Below are 15,944 nucleotides of genomic sequence, written 5' to 3'. Positions count from 1 at the left end.
CTTTCCAGTTAATTCCCTCATCTAAAATATGGAGGAATGCCTGAAAGGCCGTAAAGATCATCCAAAATGAGAATAGGTAGGAGAACCGAAATGTGTACCAAACCGGCAACTGCATCCCGTGCCAGAACAGATCCAGCGGCTGAAAGCACATTGAGAGGATCATAAAGGCGGTCAGTCCCAGATTTGCGAATTTAACGTTACGTTTGATTGTCGGGATAAAGAAGTAATAAACAAACAAAATAATGACAACGCTAGCGACAAAAATATTGGCAGTGCCGGCAGGTAATTCGTTAAAGTTGACCGATCCGTTAAAGAATTTTCCAATCATATCAAGGGGATTATATTCAAATTTAATCTTATATTGACCCTTGGAATATTGCGTCTTACTCCCCAATAACGAGAAGAAAGTTGGAACCAACAGCCAGGCGGCCAAAATACCACTTAGAATTGAGGCCTTAAGCCATTTTAAAACAGCTTTGGCCTGGGTTTGGTTTTTGACTGGAAGTGCCTTGGCGGCCCAATAGATGAGCATGAAGGCAGTGAGGAAAATTGCAATCATCCAACTCATGTAGTAGTTGATGACCAGCATCGCAGTTAAGCTGACGATGTAAATGGCACTGGACTCGTTTTTCAGAATCTTTGAAAGGCCTAAAAAGATCATTGGCAAGACAAACAAGACATCTGTCCAAAGCATGTTAAATTGGTTGGCAACAATCCAGCCCATCATCGAATAGGATGCGGCAAAACCAACAATTGACCAGCCAACGTGTTTGGTAACCTTCATCAGGAAGTAACCAAAACTCAGGCCTGCCAATCCATACTTCAAAATGGTAATGACGCCAAGCACACTTGGCAGTTTGGATAACGGGAACAGCAACATAATCAAGTTAAGCGGACTCATTAGGTAGTAAGCCCAAGTTCCCAGCATGTCGCCCCCCAAAGCTTTGGAAAATGAGAATAAAAAGCCACTTGGGCTATGTAATAAGGTATCATGGTAATTAGTGAAAAAATCAATGTACTGCTGCCCGAGGTCTACCGTCATGACAGAGGAATTACCAAAGGGCGCGAAGTGTCGAAAGATAAAATAACTCATGCTGATTAAGACTGGTACCAAAAAGCAGAGTACGAGAATGGATACTTTTGTGATCTTCTTTGATTTCATAATTTACATCCTTTTTAATAGTGATTAACACATTATAGAATATCATAATAAGTTAAAGATTGACTACCGGTTCTAGTTTTTGTTTCAAAAATTTGATAGAATAAGTTTCATGGCAAGGAGTTAATATTGTGAAAATTTTTAAGAAACGAAATTCAAAAACTGCTAAAAGTAAAGCGGCGTCATTGCCGTTTCGCATTAACATTATTTTTATCATTGTCGGCATTTTATTTGTGGCACTGCTGACACAACTTGCATATTTGCAAGTGATGTACGGTTCCAAATTCAAGGCTGAAGTTAACCGGTCTGACACATCTGTTGTGAGTGGGAATGTTCAGCGAGGAATGATTTTTGATTCTACTGGCCAGGTTTTGGTTGGAAATTCCGCTCACCAAGCCATTGTTTATACAAAAGGCGTTAATGTCTTGTCGTCTGACATGTACAACGTGGCAAATCGGCTTGCAAAATACATTACGGTTCCAACCAGTAGTTTAACGAAGCGGCAATTAGCCGATTATTACTTATCTGACGAAACGACTTTAGCAAAGGTTGAAAAGCAAATTCCAGGCATTTCGGGGTATTCAGCTGATGCCAAGTACGACAAAGCTGTTGCCAAGGTTGAAAATTATCCGAGCTCGACCTTCTCAAAAGTCACCAAGAATGCTGCAACTATTTTTGCAAAGATGAGTGGTGCTTATCAATTATCAACCGTTAACATTAAGGATGATAACGTGAGCCAACGTGAGGTTGCTTTGGTTGGTGAGCATTTGGCTGATATGCCTGGTGTCAATGTTGGAACCAGTTGGAGTCGAAATTATCCAAATGGACAGTCGATTCAAGGAATCACCGGAACAGTTTCAAACGAAAAGAGTGGTCTTCCAAGTGATCGGATTAATGAATTATTGGCTCAAGGCTATTCACGAAACGATAGCGTCGGCCAAAGTTATTTGGAACGCCAGTATGAACCCGTTCTTCGCGGAACCAAATCTCAGACCCAGATTGTCCTGAATAGTGATAATCAAATCAAAAAAGAAATTAAAAAGTACGGTGGCCAAAAGGGTGATAACCTTCAGCTGACCATTAACGCAAAGTTCCAAAAAAAGCTTCAGGCATTGGTTCGTTCTGCTGAATCCAGTGCCGGTGGGAATTCTACCGGAACTTACGCTGTGGTTATGAATCCTAATAATGGCGCAATTATCGGTATGGGGGGCGTCGATCGCAATCCAAAGACCTCTAAGATTACTGATAATGTTTTGGGAACAATTAACAGTTCAATTGTAATGGGATCTGTTGTCAAAGGGGCAATGGTTTCCGGTGCCTTGATGGACCACGTTATCACACCTACTAACAGCACATTAACTGACCAGCCGATCACAACTGGTGGGGTCAAGAAGTCTTCCTGGTTCAACCACAATGGCCATGCAAATATTTCTGTTGATGCCAGTGATGCACTTCAGGTTTCATCAAACTCTTATATGATGCAGTTAGCCATGAAAGAAGCTCACTTTAAATACGTAGAAGGTGGCGCCTTAACAATGAATCCTAGCATCTTTAATACGATGCGCGGCTACTTTAATCAATTTGGACTCGGCGTGAAAACCGGTATCGATATTCCCGGTGAATCAACTGGTTTAAAGGGTGCAAGTGGACGGAGTCATATTGGAAGTGCGCTGGACCTATCATTTGGAAACTATGATGCCTATACAACCATGCAGGTTGCCCAATACATTTCGACAATTGCCAACGGTGGTTACCGAATTGAGCCACATGTTGTTCAAGCTATTCGGGGAACCAGTCAGAACGGAAAATTAGGAACGGTCAAGGCAACTGTGATGCCAAAGGTTCTCAACTACATCAACATGACACCCGCTGAACGCAATGTCGTAACGACTGGTCTTTATCGAGTGGTTCACGGAACCAACACGTATAAGACCGGGGGCGCACTTGATACGATCAAGCCTGAAATTTCCGCTAAGACGGGTACTGCTCAGACCTTCTATAACGGCAACGAGACGGTCACGTTAAGTCTGGCTTCGTATGCACCTTCAACTCATCCACAAGTGGTGGTTGCTCTGGCAATGCCAAACTTGGGAGTGAACGCGGAAAGTAACAATATGCAGCTGGCCAAGAAGATTTATGCGGCCTACTGGAGCACGGTCCAATCAACTTCGACTGTTAAGTAAAAGTACTTAACATTTATCTATTTTATCCTAGTAATTTATCTTAATTGATGATAAAATATTTTAAGTTGAGGCTATTAGACTAGCTATTTTTAAAAAAGTTTGGAGGTCGTATTCCATGCGAGTACACATTACAATGGAATGTACTGAATGCCATGAACGTACTTACTTATCTAGCAAGAACCGTCGAAACAATCCTGACCGTTTGGAGCTTAACAAGTATTGCCCACGCGAGCGTAAAGTAACGTTACATCGGGAAATCAAATAAGGCTTGGGTAATTACCCAAACCTTTTTTATATCCAAATGAATTAATTGATACTGACGATCAAACAATCAGGTGATATGATGGCAGAAATAGTTCAATCAAAGCGGGCACTTCGAGAACTGCAAATAACCAAATTGCATGATTTTCTGAAGGATTCGACTAACAACCCCAAATTAGCCGCACTATACCAACGGCTGTTTGATAGTCCGGCGTTTAACAATAGTTGCACGATCGGTGTGACGTTGAGTATGGATGATGAACTGGATACCCAACCAATTATTCACGAGGCACTGGCACATGATATCCAAGTAGCGGTTCCAAGGACGTTGCCTCATCGGCAAATGGAATTTGTTTTGTTGGAAGAAAAGACGCAACTCAATCAGACAAAGTTTGGGACGATTGAACCCGTCAATGGAACGGTTATCGCTAAAAACCAAATGGATGTCTTAATTGTTCCAGGATTGGCATTTTCGAAAAATCATTATCGAGTTGGTTATGGTGGCGGCTTTTATGATCGCTTCTTAAAGGGGTTTGAAGGGGTCAGCATTTCAATTGCAACCCCAGTCCAACTTTTTGAACAACCGGTGTGGGATGTTGAAACGTTCGATGTTCCAATCGATCAACTTATTTTTAGCGAAGATCAGGAGGGGTTATGAGTAATATTAAAGACAAACCTTACGTAACGTACCTGCTGCTCGCGGCGATGGTGGTTGTGTTTGGACTAATGTCGGTGATGGGGGGAACCGAAAATCCGGTAACCTTGGTTGAGTTTGGTGCCAAATATAATCCGTTAATTCGAGCCGGGCAATATTGGCGACTTGTGACGCCCATTTTTATTCACATTGGATTCACCCACATCCTAATGAATGGGATTACCTTGTATTTTATAGGTCAGTACGTTGAGCAGCTATTTGGCCACTGGCGGTTTACCATCATTTTCTTTGTGTCCGGAATCGTGGGAAATTTAGGCAGTTTTGCGTTCAACAGCGGATTGTCTGCCGGTGCCAGTACGGCGATCTTTGGTTTGTTTGGCGCTTTTTTAATGCTGGGTGAAAGTTTTTCCAAGAATCCGGCAATCGTGTCAATGGCCAAAACGTTTCTGCTATTTATCCCGCTTAATATTGGGACGGATATCTTTGTTTCCGGCATCGACATTGCGGGACACATTGGCGGCCTTGTGGGTGGCTTTTTAATTGCATACGTGACTGGCGTTGGTTTTTCAAAGACCAGCCGGGTCAAACGAGTGATCGCGGCAATCATGCTGGTTGTAATCGTTTTCGTTTTGTATACAATAGGGATGCAGGCAAAATTTTAAGAATTTTCGGAATTAAAACAATTTTGAAGGAGGATGTGAGATAATGAAAACGCTGTATGATGTTCAGCAACTGCTGAAAAAATTTGATATTTATGTCTATGTCGGCAAACGGCTTTGGGACATCGAGGTCATGGCGTTGGAGTTGGATCACCTTCACAAAGCCCAGCTGATTAGTCATGACGAGTTTATTCATGCAAAATTGGTTTTAACCCGAGAGCATCGAATTGAAGAAAAACAAGAAGGTAGGGGAAGTTACATTGGCAAAGAAATTAATCGGAATTGATTTAGGTGGAACCACAACGAAGTTTGCATTTATTGACACAAAGGGAAATATTCTCGCGAAGTGGCGAATCCCAACTGATATTAGCGAACATGGAAGCCACATCGTTCCAAACATGATCAAATCAATCAGTGATCAGATGCGCAAGGAAGATTACAATACTGAAGACTTTTTTGGTATTGGAATGGGGACACCGGGCGCTGTTGATCGTGAAAAAGGAACCGTTGTCGGCGCCTACAATCTTGGCTGGGATATCGTGCAACCGGTTGGGGCAACCATTTCGGCTAACTTGAACTTACCAATTATCATTGATAACGACGCTAACAGTGCCGCTCTTGGTGAGTATTGGAAAGGTGCCGGCGATACTGCCCAAGATGTTGTTTTCATCACACTGGGAACCGGTGTTGGTGGTGGTGTCATTGCGAATGGCAAGTTGGTCCACGGCATTAATGGTGGCGCCGGAGAAGTCGGCCACATTACCGTTGTACCAAACGGCTATCAATGTACATGTGGCAAACGCGGTTGTTTGGAACAATACGCTTCAGCAACCGGGGTTGTCCACATCGCAAAGGATATGGCACAGACATTTACCGGTAAGTCACGGATCAAAGAACTAATTGATGGTGACGAAGACTTAACTTCCAAGATGGTGTTCTTCCTTGCTGATAACGGTGATATTTTGGCCAACCAAATTGTTGATCGGGTTTGTTCTTACTTAGGTTTGGCGTTATCACACATTGGAAACACCCTTAATCCTGAAAATATTATCATTGGTGGTGGGGTTTCAAATGCCGGCAATACGCTGCTGCAACCAACCACCCGTTACTTCCAGGAAAATGCGTTCCCTTCAGTTCGGGATTCAACCAAATTGAAGTTGGCACAGTTAGGAAACGATGCCGGTGTCATTGGTGCAGCCTCACTTGCATTACAATTTAGAAACAACCAACCATTTGCAGCAAAATAAAAATCTGAAAGAAGGATGTTTTAGTTGATAATTGGAGCAAATACAGGAAACTTAGTCATGACCATCATATTGGTCGTTATTTTAATCGCTTGGGGAGGATATACGATCATTCAAAATATGCGGGTAAAACAAGCCGCTACTTATTTAAAGAATGACGAATTCCAAAAGGGTATGCGTAAAGCCCAAGTGATTGATTTACGTGAGCAGAAAAGTTTCAAAGATGGTCATATTTTAGGAGCACGTAGTCTTCCTTATTCGACAATTAGAAACTTTTACACTCAGCTTCGGCCAGATTTACCTGTTTATATGTATGACCAGGGAAAAACCATCAGCAAACGAGCTGCCTTATTTTTAAGCAAGAAGGGTTATAAAGACCTGTACATCTTAAAAAGTGGTTATCAAGGCTGGAATGGTAAGGAAAAAAAGAGCAATTATTGATAAAATAGGACTATGAGCAAATATTGCTCATAGTCCATTTTTTATTTCATAAAATTCAATTTTTAAATTTTACTGGATAAACGATTATCCATGGTGTGCGGCGCGGCTCTTACGCATTGCCTTTTTACGGTTTGATTCAAACTTTTGTTCTTCGTCTTCAATTGGGTCAACGACTGACTTCTTGAAAGTCAACAATGCGCCAACACCAGCAGCAACCGTTCCGAGAACACCGACAATGAGTCCGTTAGTAAAATGTTTCATATCTAAACCCTCCAATGCTTGTTTATACATTCATTATGCTTTATTTTAATTCAGATATCTAGTTAATTGACTAAATAATCGTTCAAAAGGAGTTTTATTGTGAAAATTGACACCAAAATTATTGCTCATCGGGGAAGCAAGGGCAACCGGCCTGAAAACACATTGATTTCTTTTCAAACCGCTATTGATGACGGAGCAGACGGTATTGAGACCGACGTTCATTTTTCCAAGGATCAGCAATTCATTATCATGCACGATGAAACCGTCGATCGAACAACGAATGGTTCAGGGCGAATTGTGGATAAAAATCTAGCGGAGATTAAGCATTTAGATGCCGAAATTCGTTTCAGTGAAGAGTTCAAAGGGACTGCCGTACCCACACTTCAAGAAGTTGTTGAGCTTCTGATTAAAGATCAGTTTACCGGAATTTTTAATTTGGAGTTAAAAACCAACAAGATTCAGTATCCCGGCATTGAAAAAGCGGTTTTTGACTACTTTTCCTCGATTGATTATCCATTCCAGCTAATTTATTCAAGCTTCAATGCCCATTCGTTGGAGATCTTAAATAGTCTTGATCCGAAAACGTCCGGTGCAAAATTGTTTAAGACGGCCGCAAAAGAGGCCAAAACATTAAAAAAGGGGCATCTGATTTCTGATTTTCATCCCGATATCCGCTGGCTCAAACGGCACCCATTTTTCGCCCCTGCAGCGCTTTTACGCCCATGGACGGTTAATTCTACCGAGGACATGCAATATTGCTTTGAGCGGAACATGGCGGCCATTATTACCGACTATCCGGCAAGAGCTGTCCAGCTGAGGGCTGAAATGAGAGGTGGCTTGGAATGAAGAAAGTTCTCGCGATTGTCGGTCCAACTGCTGTCGGCAAAACGGCATTGTCCATTCAACTTGCCCATCAATTCAACGGTGAAATCATTTCCGGTGATTCGATGCAGGTTTATCGCGGACTCGACATTGGAACGGCAAAAGTGACCGCAAAAGAAATGGATGGGATCACCCATCATTTGATCGACATTCGAGACATTGACGAGCGCTTCTCAGTGGCTGATTTTGTTTCTGAAGCAATTAAAGCCATTGACTTAATCACTTCTTCAGGCAAGCTGCCAATCATTGTTGGTGGCACCGGCTTTTATCTTCAGGCGTTACTTGACGGCTTGGAGCTGGGGGGTGATCAATATCAAAATGCCGACCTTAGAAAACAGCTCCGCGAACAGGCTGACGAAAAAGGCAACCAAGCCCTCCACGACCGGTTGGCAGAAGTAGATCCTCAAGCTGCGGCTGAAATTCCCGTCAATAACGTCCGCCGTGTGATTCGGGCACTGGAAGTCTACATAAAATCCGGCCGCCGATTTTCTGATCAAAAAAATGATGGCAGGTCCTTTGACGCGTTCTTGATTGGATTAACCACCGACCGGGCGCTGCTTTATCAACGAATCAATCAACGGGTGGATATGATGATGGCGGCCGGCTTACTTGAGGAGGCCAACTATCTCTATGCTCATCACGGAACTGACTATCAGGCAGGCAAGGGAATTGGCTACCACGAATTTTACCCGTATTTTAAGGGCGATATCACTTTGGAAGAAGCGGTTGACCTGGTGAAAAAAGATTCCAGACATTATGCCAAACGGCAGTTAACGTGGTTTCGAAATAAGACGCGACCCAATTGGTATAACCTGGTTGAACACCCAGAAACAATCACACAGATTGAAACAGACATCAGAAAATGGTTGAATCATCAAGAAATGTAATTTCATGTTATAAAATGTGACATTTGGCCTTGACTTTGCTTTTGGTAATGGTATTATAGGTACAAGATTTAGGAGGTGAACAATGCGAGAGAAGGAACTACGGCGCTCAATGTCAGTTCTGCCGATTGGAACTGTAATGAAGCTGACTGACTTGACAGCCAGGCAAATCAGGTATTATGAACAACAGGAATTGATCAAGCCCCTCCGTAATGAAGGGAATCGACGAATGTATTCATTGAATGACGTTGACCGGCTTTTAGAAATTAAAGATTACTTGGATGACGGGCTTAACATTTCCGGCATCAAGGAAGTCTATAAGAAGCAATCCCAGTTGGAAGACGAACGAAAACGCAACCTTGAAAAAGGACTTACCGACAGTGATGTCAGAAAAATTCTTCAAGATGAGTTTTTGAACATTGGTGGACTGAAGCCGCCTTCTTCGTCATTTGATGATCCGAATAGTTTGAACAAATTAAATCACTGATAGGAGCGTTATATAGATGGCCACAAAACATGATTACTCAAAAGATGATATTCGTAGCATGGTAAAAGATGAGGACGTCAAATTTTTACGTTTGATGTTCACGGATTTGTTTGGCACGATCAAGAACGTTGAAGTTCCAATCACACAATTGGACAAACTGCTTGATAACAAATTAATGTTTGACGGCTCTTCAATTGAAGGCTTCGTTCGAATTGAAGAAAGTGATATGTACCTTTACCCTGACCTTTCAACATGGATGATCTTCCCATGGAGTACTGATCGTGGCAAGATTGCTCGGGTTATCTGCCAAGTTTACCGTCCAAATGGCGAACCTTACGCAGCCGATCCTCGTAACAACCTGATCCGAGTACTTGGTGACATGAAGAAGGCCGGCTTCACATCATTCAATATTGGGCCTGAACCAGAATTCTTCTTATTCAAGATGGATGAAAACGGCGAACCAACTTTACATCTGAATGATAAGGGAAGTTACTTCGATATGGCACCAATGGATCTCGGCGAAAATTGTCGACGTGAAATTGTTTTGACCCTTGAAGAAATGGGCTTCGATGTTGAAGCTGCCCATCATGAGGTTGCTCCTGGCCAACATGAAATTGACTTTAAGTACGCTGACGCATTGGCAGCTGCCGATAACATTCAAACATTTAAGCTGGTTGTTAAGACCGTTGCACGTAAGTATGGTCTATACGCAACCTTCATGCCAAAGCCATTAAGCGGCATCAATGGTTCCGGAATGCATTTGAACATGTCGTTGTTTGACGATAAGGGTAACACCTTCTACGACAAGAACGGTGAATTGGAAATCTCTCAAGAAGCTTACTACTTCCTTGGCGGCTTGCTGAAGCACGCCCGTTCATTTACAGCTGTATGTAACCCAATTGTTAACTCATACAAGCGTTTGGTTCCAGGCTATGAAGCACCTGTTTACGTTGCTTGGTCAGGCTCAAACCGTTCACCACTCATCCGAATTCCAAGTGCTCGAGGCAACTCGACTCGTTTGGAACTTCGTAGTGTGGATCCAACGGCTAACCCATATCTTGCAATCGCCTGCGTCTTGGAAGCCGGACTTGACGGTCTTCGTAACAAGATCGAACCAGAACACAGTATCGACCGTAACATCTACCGCATGGATGCTGAAGAACGTCAAAAGAGCCACATCACGAATCTGCCTGACACCCTCCATAATGCATTGAAGGACTTATCGGCTGATGAAACGATGAAAAAGGCACTCGGTGAACATCTGTATAACAGCTTTATTGAAGCTAAGAACCTTGAATACGACTCATACCGGACCCAAGTTTCCGGCTGGGAACGTGATCAATACCTCGAAAAATATTAATCATTTAAACTAAATGATTCGCACTTTGATGGGTGTTATTTAAGAAGTATCAAGAAGCTCGCAATCGTGCACTTACAAACGTTGGTGCACGGTTGCGGGCTTCTTTTACTTAATATATCTCATGAAAATTTAATCAAAAACATATAAAATGAGGGTTCCTATTACTTTGGAAATTGAGGAGTGGTACTAATTATGAAAGTCAATTTAATGAGTTTCAAACTAGTGTGTATTGTTGGGTTGGGCGTCATCTTAACCGGTTGCTCAAGTCAAAAAAGTGGGTCGGGAAAATTAGCGGATAAACAGGTCTTTACCACAGCAGTGGATTCAGAGCTGTCGACCGTTGATTTATCCAAGACAACGTCGGTTCAAACGTTTGAGGTCTTAAACAACATCGATGAGGGGCTTTACCGGCTTGGGAAGAATAGTAAGATCGAAAACGCGTTGGCAACCAAGACGGCCATCACAAACGATGGATTAACGTATACATTTACCCTTCGTAAGGGAACCAAGTGGAGTAACGGTGATCCGGTAACTGCAAAAGATTTTGTCTACTCTTGGCAACGGACCGTTAATCCAAAAACGGCATCCCAGTACGGCTACTTATTCTCCGGCATCAAGAACGCGGATGCCATTCAAGCCAACAAGAAGTCATACAAAACGCTGGGTGTCAAAGCAGAAGGCGACTACAAGTTAGTTGTCAACTTGGAGAAGAAAATTCCATACTTTAAACTACTGATGGGATTTCCGTTATTCTTCCCGCAAAATCAAAAAGTTGTTGAAAAGTATGGCAATGATTACGGCACCAAGAGTTCAGACATGGTTTATAACGGCCCGTTTAAGTTGAGTGATTGGAATGGAACCGGGATGACCTGGACGCTTGCCAAAAATTCGGATTACTGGGATAAAAAACACGTCAAACTTGATAAACTTCACTACCAAGTCACCAAAGACCCGTCCACTGGGTATAACCAGTTTAAAACCGGTAAGCTGCAGTACGTTGGCTTATCTGGGGTGTTAGCAAAAAACCTGAAGAACGATAAAAATATGGTAACCCGCGAAGCATCCAGTTGTTATTACCTGGCATTTAACCAAAAGAATCGCTTATTCAAGAACTTGAAAATTCGTCAGGCGATTTCAATGGCCGTCAATCGCGATCAACTAACCAAGAAAATTCTCGGTGACGGTTCATTTAATTCCCAAAGCTTTGTTTCCAAGGGGCTTTCCATTAACCCGAAGACCGGAAAGGACTTCACCGCAACCACTGCCAAGCCGGCGTCGATGACGTATAATCCGACGAAGGCCAAAGCATTATGGAAACAGGGATTAAAGGAACTCGGAATTTCAAAGATGCATTTTACCTTATTGAGTTCAGATGAGTTTGCTCAAAAGCAAGTCAGTGAATACTTGCAGTCACAATTGCAACAGAACCTGCCTGGGTTAACCGTTAGTTTACGGAACATTCCATTCCAAACGCTGCTTTCACGGCAAAAAACGCATAACTATCAGGTGACCATGGCTGATTGGTATGCAGATTTCGCCGACCCAATCACATTCTTGAACATTTTGACGACCAATAACCCAAGTAACGTACCGCAATGGTCAAACAAACAATATGATCGCTTGATCAAAGCGTCATCAACAACCGATGCTGGTAATGCCGAAAAACGGTTTGAAGACATGACCAAAGCGCAAAATATTTTGCTTGAAAATCAAGGGGTTACGCCACTTTATCAATCTGCAAGCAAAAACTTGTTGAGCAGCAAAGTTAAGGGAATTATCTACAATACAGCGGGGGCAACTTACAATTACAAAGACGCGTATGTGGTCAAATAAAAGTTGATTACCTGAGAAAACCACTTTAAAAGAAGTCGATCGTTGTTCGACTTCTTTTTTGGCGTTAGGGTGGAAAACCATGGGATTTTGATGGCCGATTTCTGGAATTTTCAAAACTTTGCGTATTTATGACATGTTTTTGACAAATGTTTGATAAATAATGCGATTAACCCTTTATTTATGAGCGTTTTTCAGATAACATTAAATGTATAAATAAGGGGAAATACGAGGCAATATTATGGACAAAAAAACTGAAAATGATCCATTCAGCCAAACTGATTCGGTGTTATCATCTGCACTTAGCCAGAAAATCACCTATCTTAATGAGCTGAACGAATCAATTAAAAGTGGCAACGATTTAAAAATCTATGAGCTAATGGATCCAAACCGGTTTGCGACTGAGGTTAAGGGCGAAGAACCCAGTGAACCGACACCAAATTATTTTGGCCTGGCTTCAGATTTAAAGGCAGAACTCAGCCATCACTTGAGCAATCAATTAATTGACTACCTAGGGGTTACATATCCATTTTTCTACTACCACGAGTACGATCTTGGCAAATTCAATATTTATTTCGGTAATTGGTGGGATCACCGGATGTTTGGCGAATTGGACGCAATCAACGTCCGCTTCAATTTCGCTGAAGATGAATATGAAACATTGACAAAATCATTTGAGTTGGAAGCTCAAAATAAGCGGGTTAACGATGATCAGATGCGTCAATTGGGGGAACAAAACCAAAAGCTCACTCAATTAATTGAGGATCAAACCAAGCGTGATCAGCAAAAAGAACAAATTAGAAAGCAACTCAAGGAGAATGAAGAAAAATCTCCAATGCCTTGGGAAGCTGGAAAAGTAAAGGAAGAGCATCAACAACTCCAAGATTCTTTGCTGCAGTTAACCCAAATTGACGAGCAGGCTTCAGATGGCCGCGCAGAAATCAAGAAGAATGAAAATCAAATTCTGGCTTTATCAAAAGAAGAGACAATTTATAATTTGGAGAAACAAAATATTCGGGCTTCGTTTGGCAGTTTTGAAGCGTTTATTGATAATAACAATCATCTATACGCCAAATATCTACAGAGCTTGAGCAAAGAAACGCAGGTGAGTGACGGTGAGTAACGATATAAATGAAGCACCCAAAAAAGTGTTAACAACAACTGAATTACTCTCAACATACACGGATGCCATTCAAGCCGGTTTGGATAACGGAACGCATTACGTGGCAGCATTTAAGCAGCTTAACAAAACGACCGATACCAACGAATTGTTGGACGCGGCTTTGAAATTGACTAATTTTCATTTAAATACCGACTATGTTGAATTTCCACACCAGTTCTCGGATGAAGATGTCCAGTTAATCTTTTTCGAGCGATTATTAAAATTGTCTGATAACAACGATAGCTTGGCCATTAGTAATTCTGAACACGTACAAAAACTCTTGTGCAAGTTTGCTTCGTTGGGTGACAACACATTTACGTTCACGAAGTCAACGAAAAACGAATCAGGGTTCTTTTTCGGTCCAACGGCACATAATCGGCCCCTGTTTTACTTAAATCTGAAGACCAAAGAGTTCATGTTTCACGGATCTGCATTGATTGACTACTTTGTCGTCGATTTGGAAGGGCTTGACATCTCAGCGCTCAAAGACGCTTTATCCGTCATGATGCAGGCTGCAGAGGCCTTGAAGGAAAACTTTGGCTTTAAGATTGATTTCAATGTTTTGGATGGAATCAACGGCGAATTTTATGAATTTGCTGCCGGGGAAGTGCCAGAATCCATTTTGGATGAACTATTTGTCAAATCAGCCGACAATAATTACATTTTGATGTCGGGTGAAAGGGGTGGCGCCAATTTGACACTGGATAATCAGACTAAATTAAGCGTCTATAACGCTGGTGACAGTGATCGTCCAAAATGGGGCGCAACCATTCATGATGAAGATCAAAAGGAAAGCTGGCTGTACTTATTGCTGGACTATCCGTTCATCAAAGACTGGTATCTCGACAATAAAAAGCAGCTAGAGATTCTCTCAAACAAGTTTATTTTTGGATAGGAGCTAACTAATGGATTTACAAGCGTTGATCGCATCGTCTGTCTATCTTAACCGTGAAATTGAAGCTAAAAAGCAGCTTCATTGGTCCAATGACGGACGGGTTAAGAATGCTTTTGTTGCCCTGGATGTGGAATTGGCCGAGATGGCTAACACGTCAGAATGGTTCAAGGTTTGGAAAGTTCATCGTGGCAAGCAGGATCCCGATAAAACGCCAAGGCAGACATTACTTTATGAATATGTGGATGCGATGGACTTTTATCTCCTGATTTCCAACTTAAAAAACTGGAACCATTTTGTTCTTAAGTCTCAAGATGATATCGAAAAAATTAAGCAGTCCAAAGAGGAAAACAACTTGGATAAGCAGTATCTTGCGATGAAGCGAATGCTGTTTGATGCTTATTTCAATCACAGCGGCGACAGCTTCAACCACTCATGGCGGCTGTTCTTGAAATTTGGTTTAGTGGATTTTGGCTACACCGAAGATGAAATCGAGACCGCATTTAATGATAAAAATCACATTAATCAAAATCGGCAAGAAAACGATTATTAGGTAGATTGATAAAAAAGTTCCGGGACTGTGATTGGTCTCGGAACTTTTTATGTAACCTGCGATGAAAATATTTTTCTAATCTCGTTGACCACTTTTTGATCCAATTTTTGGAAAAGATAGTGGACAACAGAAGATTAGGAAAATTTTTCGATCAACCAAAAATGCCACCAACCCCTTATTTGACTAAGGATTGGTGGCATCATCTCTAGCAGGCTTGAAGTTGCCTAAAATTCTCTAGTTTTTTCTAAACTGAAACATGAAAGTTAATAATCGCATGCCTTTGGCGTAATTATCAGCTTTTAAATTTCAGATATAGTTTTAAAATCTTGGTGTATAGTCTCACAAGGACTATAATAAAAAGGGAATGTTACTATGGAGGAACATATTAAGACTGTAAGAATAACGATTCTAGGAATACTTTTAAATATTCTCAAATCATAGAGCTAATTCAAATAGTGGATTATTAATTTTATTTTTGATCATGATTATATTAAAGTAAAGTGAGGGAGAAGAGTCATGAGAAAACCTACTAAAGTCATACTTGCTACATTATTATTTGGGTTAATTGTCGGATTATCAGGCACTACTGCGTCAGGCACAAAATTGAAGGTACCTGACGGTAAGGATATCGTCCCTGATGGTGTAACTGTTGTTTCGCAAACTACTGTCGTAGGAAAAGCTGTTAAAAAGAAACCTGCTACAAAGAAGCCTATCCCGAAGAATAACAAAAATGTCCACAAGCCTAAAAAAGTATCTTAGGAAACACAATCTAAATAACTACCTAAATAACTACAAACAAAGCGATTAAAGTTTTGCAAAAAAGATTATAAGTACGATGTGTTCCAACGAGAAAATATTGAAACTTTAAAATGGCCATCTAAGCGACTTAGCATCTATTTAACCATGCGCGGATAAAATTGATCAAATACCCCAAAATTACGTTTAAAGATATTTATCTCTTAGTACGATATGAGGAGATCGTTGGGTACTTTGCTCTCGTGAAGGGGGTAGAACAAAGATCCCAGTTAACG

General features: G+C 41.5%; 18 protein-coding genes. 16 read left to right on the top strand and 2 right to left on the bottom strand.

What is annotated here, in order from left to right:
• Nucleotides 1–1,162, bottom strand: a 1,162-nt coding sequence (locus tag AB3112_RS03055) for a YfhO family protein (protein ID WP_367333938.1), incomplete at its 3' end; no start/stop codon positions are given.
• A gap of 128 nt (nucleotides 1,163–1,290) precedes the next feature.
• Here AB3112_RS03055 and AB3112_RS03050 point away from each other — a divergent pair.
• From AB3112_RS03050 to AB3112_RS03020, 7 genes are all read left to right on the top strand, one after another.
• On the top strand, nucleotides 1,291–3,342 hold the full coding sequence (locus AB3112_RS03050; RefSeq protein WP_084975319.1) for a penicillin-binding protein 2: 2,052 nt from the start codon (nucleotides 1,291–1,293) through the stop codon (nucleotides 3,340–3,342).
• 115 nt (nucleotides 3,343–3,457) lie between these two features.
• On the top strand, nucleotides 3,458–3,607 hold the full coding sequence (rpmG, locus tag AB3112_RS03045; RefSeq protein ID WP_084975321.1) for a 50S ribosomal protein L33: 150 nt from the start codon (nucleotides 3,458–3,460) through the stop codon (nucleotides 3,605–3,607).
• Between the two features lie 78 nt (nucleotides 3,608–3,685).
• Nucleotides 3,686–4,261, top strand: a complete 576-nt coding sequence (locus AB3112_RS03040; RefSeq protein WP_367333937.1) for a 5-formyltetrahydrofolate cyclo-ligase — start codon at nucleotides 3,686–3,688, stop codon at nucleotides 4,259–4,261.
• On the top strand, nucleotides 4,258–4,920 hold the full coding sequence (locus AB3112_RS03035; protein ID WP_367333936.1) for a rhomboid family intramembrane serine protease: 663 nt from the start codon (nucleotides 4,258–4,260) through the stop codon (nucleotides 4,918–4,920). The genes AB3112_RS03040 and AB3112_RS03035 overlap by 4 nt, the downstream gene beginning before the upstream one ends.
• A 43-nt stretch (nucleotides 4,921–4,963) precedes the next feature.
• Nucleotides 4,964–5,203 (top strand): YqgQ family protein, encoded by a 240-nt coding sequence (locus tag AB3112_RS03030; protein ID WP_057910404.1) that lies wholly within the window; start codon nucleotides 4,964–4,966, stop codon nucleotides 5,201–5,203.
• Nucleotides 5,178–6,164 (top strand): ROK family glucokinase, encoded by a 987-nt coding sequence (locus AB3112_RS03025; RefSeq protein ID WP_057910403.1) that lies wholly within the window; start codon nucleotides 5,178–5,180, stop codon nucleotides 6,162–6,164. Before AB3112_RS03030 ends, AB3112_RS03025 begins: the two co-directional genes overlap by 26 nt.
• Nucleotides 6,165–6,221: 57 nt before the next feature.
• Nucleotides 6,222–6,602 (top strand): rhodanese-like domain-containing protein, encoded by a 381-nt coding sequence (locus tag AB3112_RS03020; RefSeq protein ID WP_057910402.1) that lies wholly within the window; start codon nucleotides 6,222–6,224, stop codon nucleotides 6,600–6,602.
• Between the two features lie 84 nt (nucleotides 6,603–6,686).
• On the opposite strand, the gene AB3112_RS03015 is transcribed toward AB3112_RS03020, so the two are convergent.
• Nucleotides 6,687–6,863 (bottom strand): DUF3042 family protein, encoded by a 177-nt coding sequence (locus tag AB3112_RS03015; protein ID WP_065203869.1) that lies wholly within the window; start codon nucleotides 6,861–6,863, stop codon nucleotides 6,687–6,689.
• Between the two features lie 99 nt (nucleotides 6,864–6,962).
• Between AB3112_RS03015 and AB3112_RS03010 the strand changes: the two genes are divergently transcribed.
• The 9 genes from AB3112_RS03010 (at nucleotide 6,963) to AB3112_RS02970 (ending at nucleotide 15,672) form a co-directional block, all read left to right on the top strand.
• Nucleotides 6,963–7,709 (top strand): glycerophosphodiester phosphodiesterase family protein, encoded by a 747-nt coding sequence (locus AB3112_RS03010; RefSeq protein WP_367333935.1) that lies wholly within the window; start codon nucleotides 6,963–6,965, stop codon nucleotides 7,707–7,709.
• A complete protein-coding gene (gene miaA / locus AB3112_RS03005) occupies nucleotides 7,706–8,632 on the top strand; it encodes a tRNA (adenosine(37)-N6)-dimethylallyltransferase MiaA (RefSeq protein WP_367333934.1) in 927 nt (308 codons plus the stop codon). Before AB3112_RS03010 ends, miaA begins: the two co-directional genes overlap by 4 nt.
• Nucleotides 8,633–8,714: 82 nt before the next feature.
• On the top strand, nucleotides 8,715–9,116 hold the full coding sequence (locus tag AB3112_RS03000; RefSeq protein ID WP_057910399.1) for a MerR family transcriptional regulator: 402 nt from the start codon (nucleotides 8,715–8,717) through the stop codon (nucleotides 9,114–9,116).
• 16 nt (nucleotides 9,117–9,132) lie between these two features.
• Entirely contained in the window at nucleotides 9,133–10,476 is a 1,344-nt protein-coding gene (glnA, locus tag AB3112_RS02995) for a type I glutamate--ammonia ligase (RefSeq protein ID WP_084975329.1), read from the top strand.
• A gap of 192 nt (nucleotides 10,477–10,668) precedes the next feature.
• Nucleotides 10,669–12,309, top strand: a complete 1,641-nt coding sequence (locus AB3112_RS02990; protein WP_367333933.1) for a peptide ABC transporter substrate-binding protein — start codon at nucleotides 10,669–10,671, stop codon at nucleotides 12,307–12,309.
• 238 nt (nucleotides 12,310–12,547) lie between these two features.
• Entirely contained in the window at nucleotides 12,548–13,429 is an 882-nt protein-coding gene (locus tag AB3112_RS02985) for a hypothetical protein (protein WP_084975334.1), read from the top strand.
• Nucleotides 13,422–14,363 (top strand): hypothetical protein, encoded by a 942-nt coding sequence (locus AB3112_RS02980; protein ID WP_057910395.1) that lies wholly within the window; start codon nucleotides 13,422–13,424, stop codon nucleotides 14,361–14,363. The genes AB3112_RS02985 and AB3112_RS02980 overlap by 8 nt, the downstream gene beginning before the upstream one ends.
• Before the next feature lie 10 nt (nucleotides 14,364–14,373).
• A complete protein-coding gene (locus tag AB3112_RS02975; RefSeq protein ID WP_084975338.1) occupies nucleotides 14,374–14,913 on the top strand; it encodes a dUTPase in 540 nt (179 codons plus the stop codon).
• A gap of 516 nt (nucleotides 14,914–15,429) precedes the next feature.
• Nucleotides 15,430–15,672 carry a hypothetical protein gene (locus AB3112_RS02970; RefSeq protein ID WP_084975341.1) on the top strand — a complete coding sequence of 81 codons (243 nt, stop codon included), beginning with the start codon at nucleotides 15,430–15,432 and terminating at the stop codon, nucleotides 15,670–15,672.
• Nucleotides 15,673–15,944 lie beyond the last annotated feature (272 nt).

It is taken from the genome of Lentilactobacillus sp. (assembly GCF_040773105.1).
GTDB lineage: Bacteria > Bacillota > Bacilli > Lactobacillales > Lactobacillaceae > Lentilactobacillus > Lentilactobacillus parabuchneri.
Note: the sequence above shows the minus strand (reverse complement) of the source record. Positions and strands in the feature narration are given on the sequence as shown.

What these genes read in the sequence shown, in the direction of transcription:
- AB3112_RS03000 (WP_057910399.1), top strand. Translation starts at nt 8,715, where the DNA reads ATGCGAGAGAAGGAACTACGGCGCTCAATGTCAGTTCTGCCGATTGGA.
- miaA (WP_367333934.1), top strand. Translation starts at nt 7,706, where the DNA reads ATGAAGAAAGTTCTCGCGATTGTCGGTCCAACTGCTGTCGGCAAAACG.
- AB3112_RS03030 (WP_057910404.1), top strand. Translation starts at nt 4,964, where the DNA reads ATGAAAACGCTGTATGATGTTCAGCAACTGCTGAAAAAATTTGATATT.
- AB3112_RS03020 (WP_057910402.1), top strand. Translation starts at nt 6,222, where the DNA reads ATGACCATCATATTGGTCGTTATTTTAATCGCTTGGGGAGGATATACG.
- AB3112_RS02990 (WP_367333933.1), top strand. Translation starts at nt 10,669, where the DNA reads ATGAAAGTCAATTTAATGAGTTTCAAACTAGTGTGTATTGTTGGGTTG.
- AB3112_RS02985 (WP_084975334.1), top strand. Translation starts at nt 12,548, where the DNA reads ATGGACAAAAAAACTGAAAATGATCCATTCAGCCAAACTGATTCGGTG.
- AB3112_RS02970 (WP_084975341.1), top strand. Translation starts at nt 15,430, where the DNA reads ATGAGAAAACCTACTAAAGTCATACTTGCTACATTATTATTTGGGTTA.
- rpmG (WP_084975321.1), top strand. Translation starts at nt 3,458, where the DNA reads ATGCGAGTACACATTACAATGGAATGTACTGAATGCCATGAACGTACT.
- AB3112_RS02975 (WP_084975338.1), top strand. Translation starts at nt 14,374, where the DNA reads ATGGATTTACAAGCGTTGATCGCATCGTCTGTCTATCTTAACCGTGAA.
- AB3112_RS03015 (WP_065203869.1), bottom strand. Translation starts at nt 6,863, where the DNA reads ATGAAACATTTTACTAACGGACTCATTGTCGGTGTTCTCGGAACGGTT.
- AB3112_RS03035 (WP_367333936.1), top strand. Translation starts at nt 4,258, where the DNA reads ATGAGTAATATTAAAGACAAACCTTACGTAACGTACCTGCTGCTCGCG.
- glnA (WP_084975329.1), top strand. Translation starts at nt 9,133, where the DNA reads ATGGCCACAAAACATGATTACTCAAAAGATGATATTCGTAGCATGGTA.
- AB3112_RS03040 (WP_367333937.1), top strand. Translation starts at nt 3,686, where the DNA reads ATGGCAGAAATAGTTCAATCAAAGCGGGCACTTCGAGAACTGCAAATA.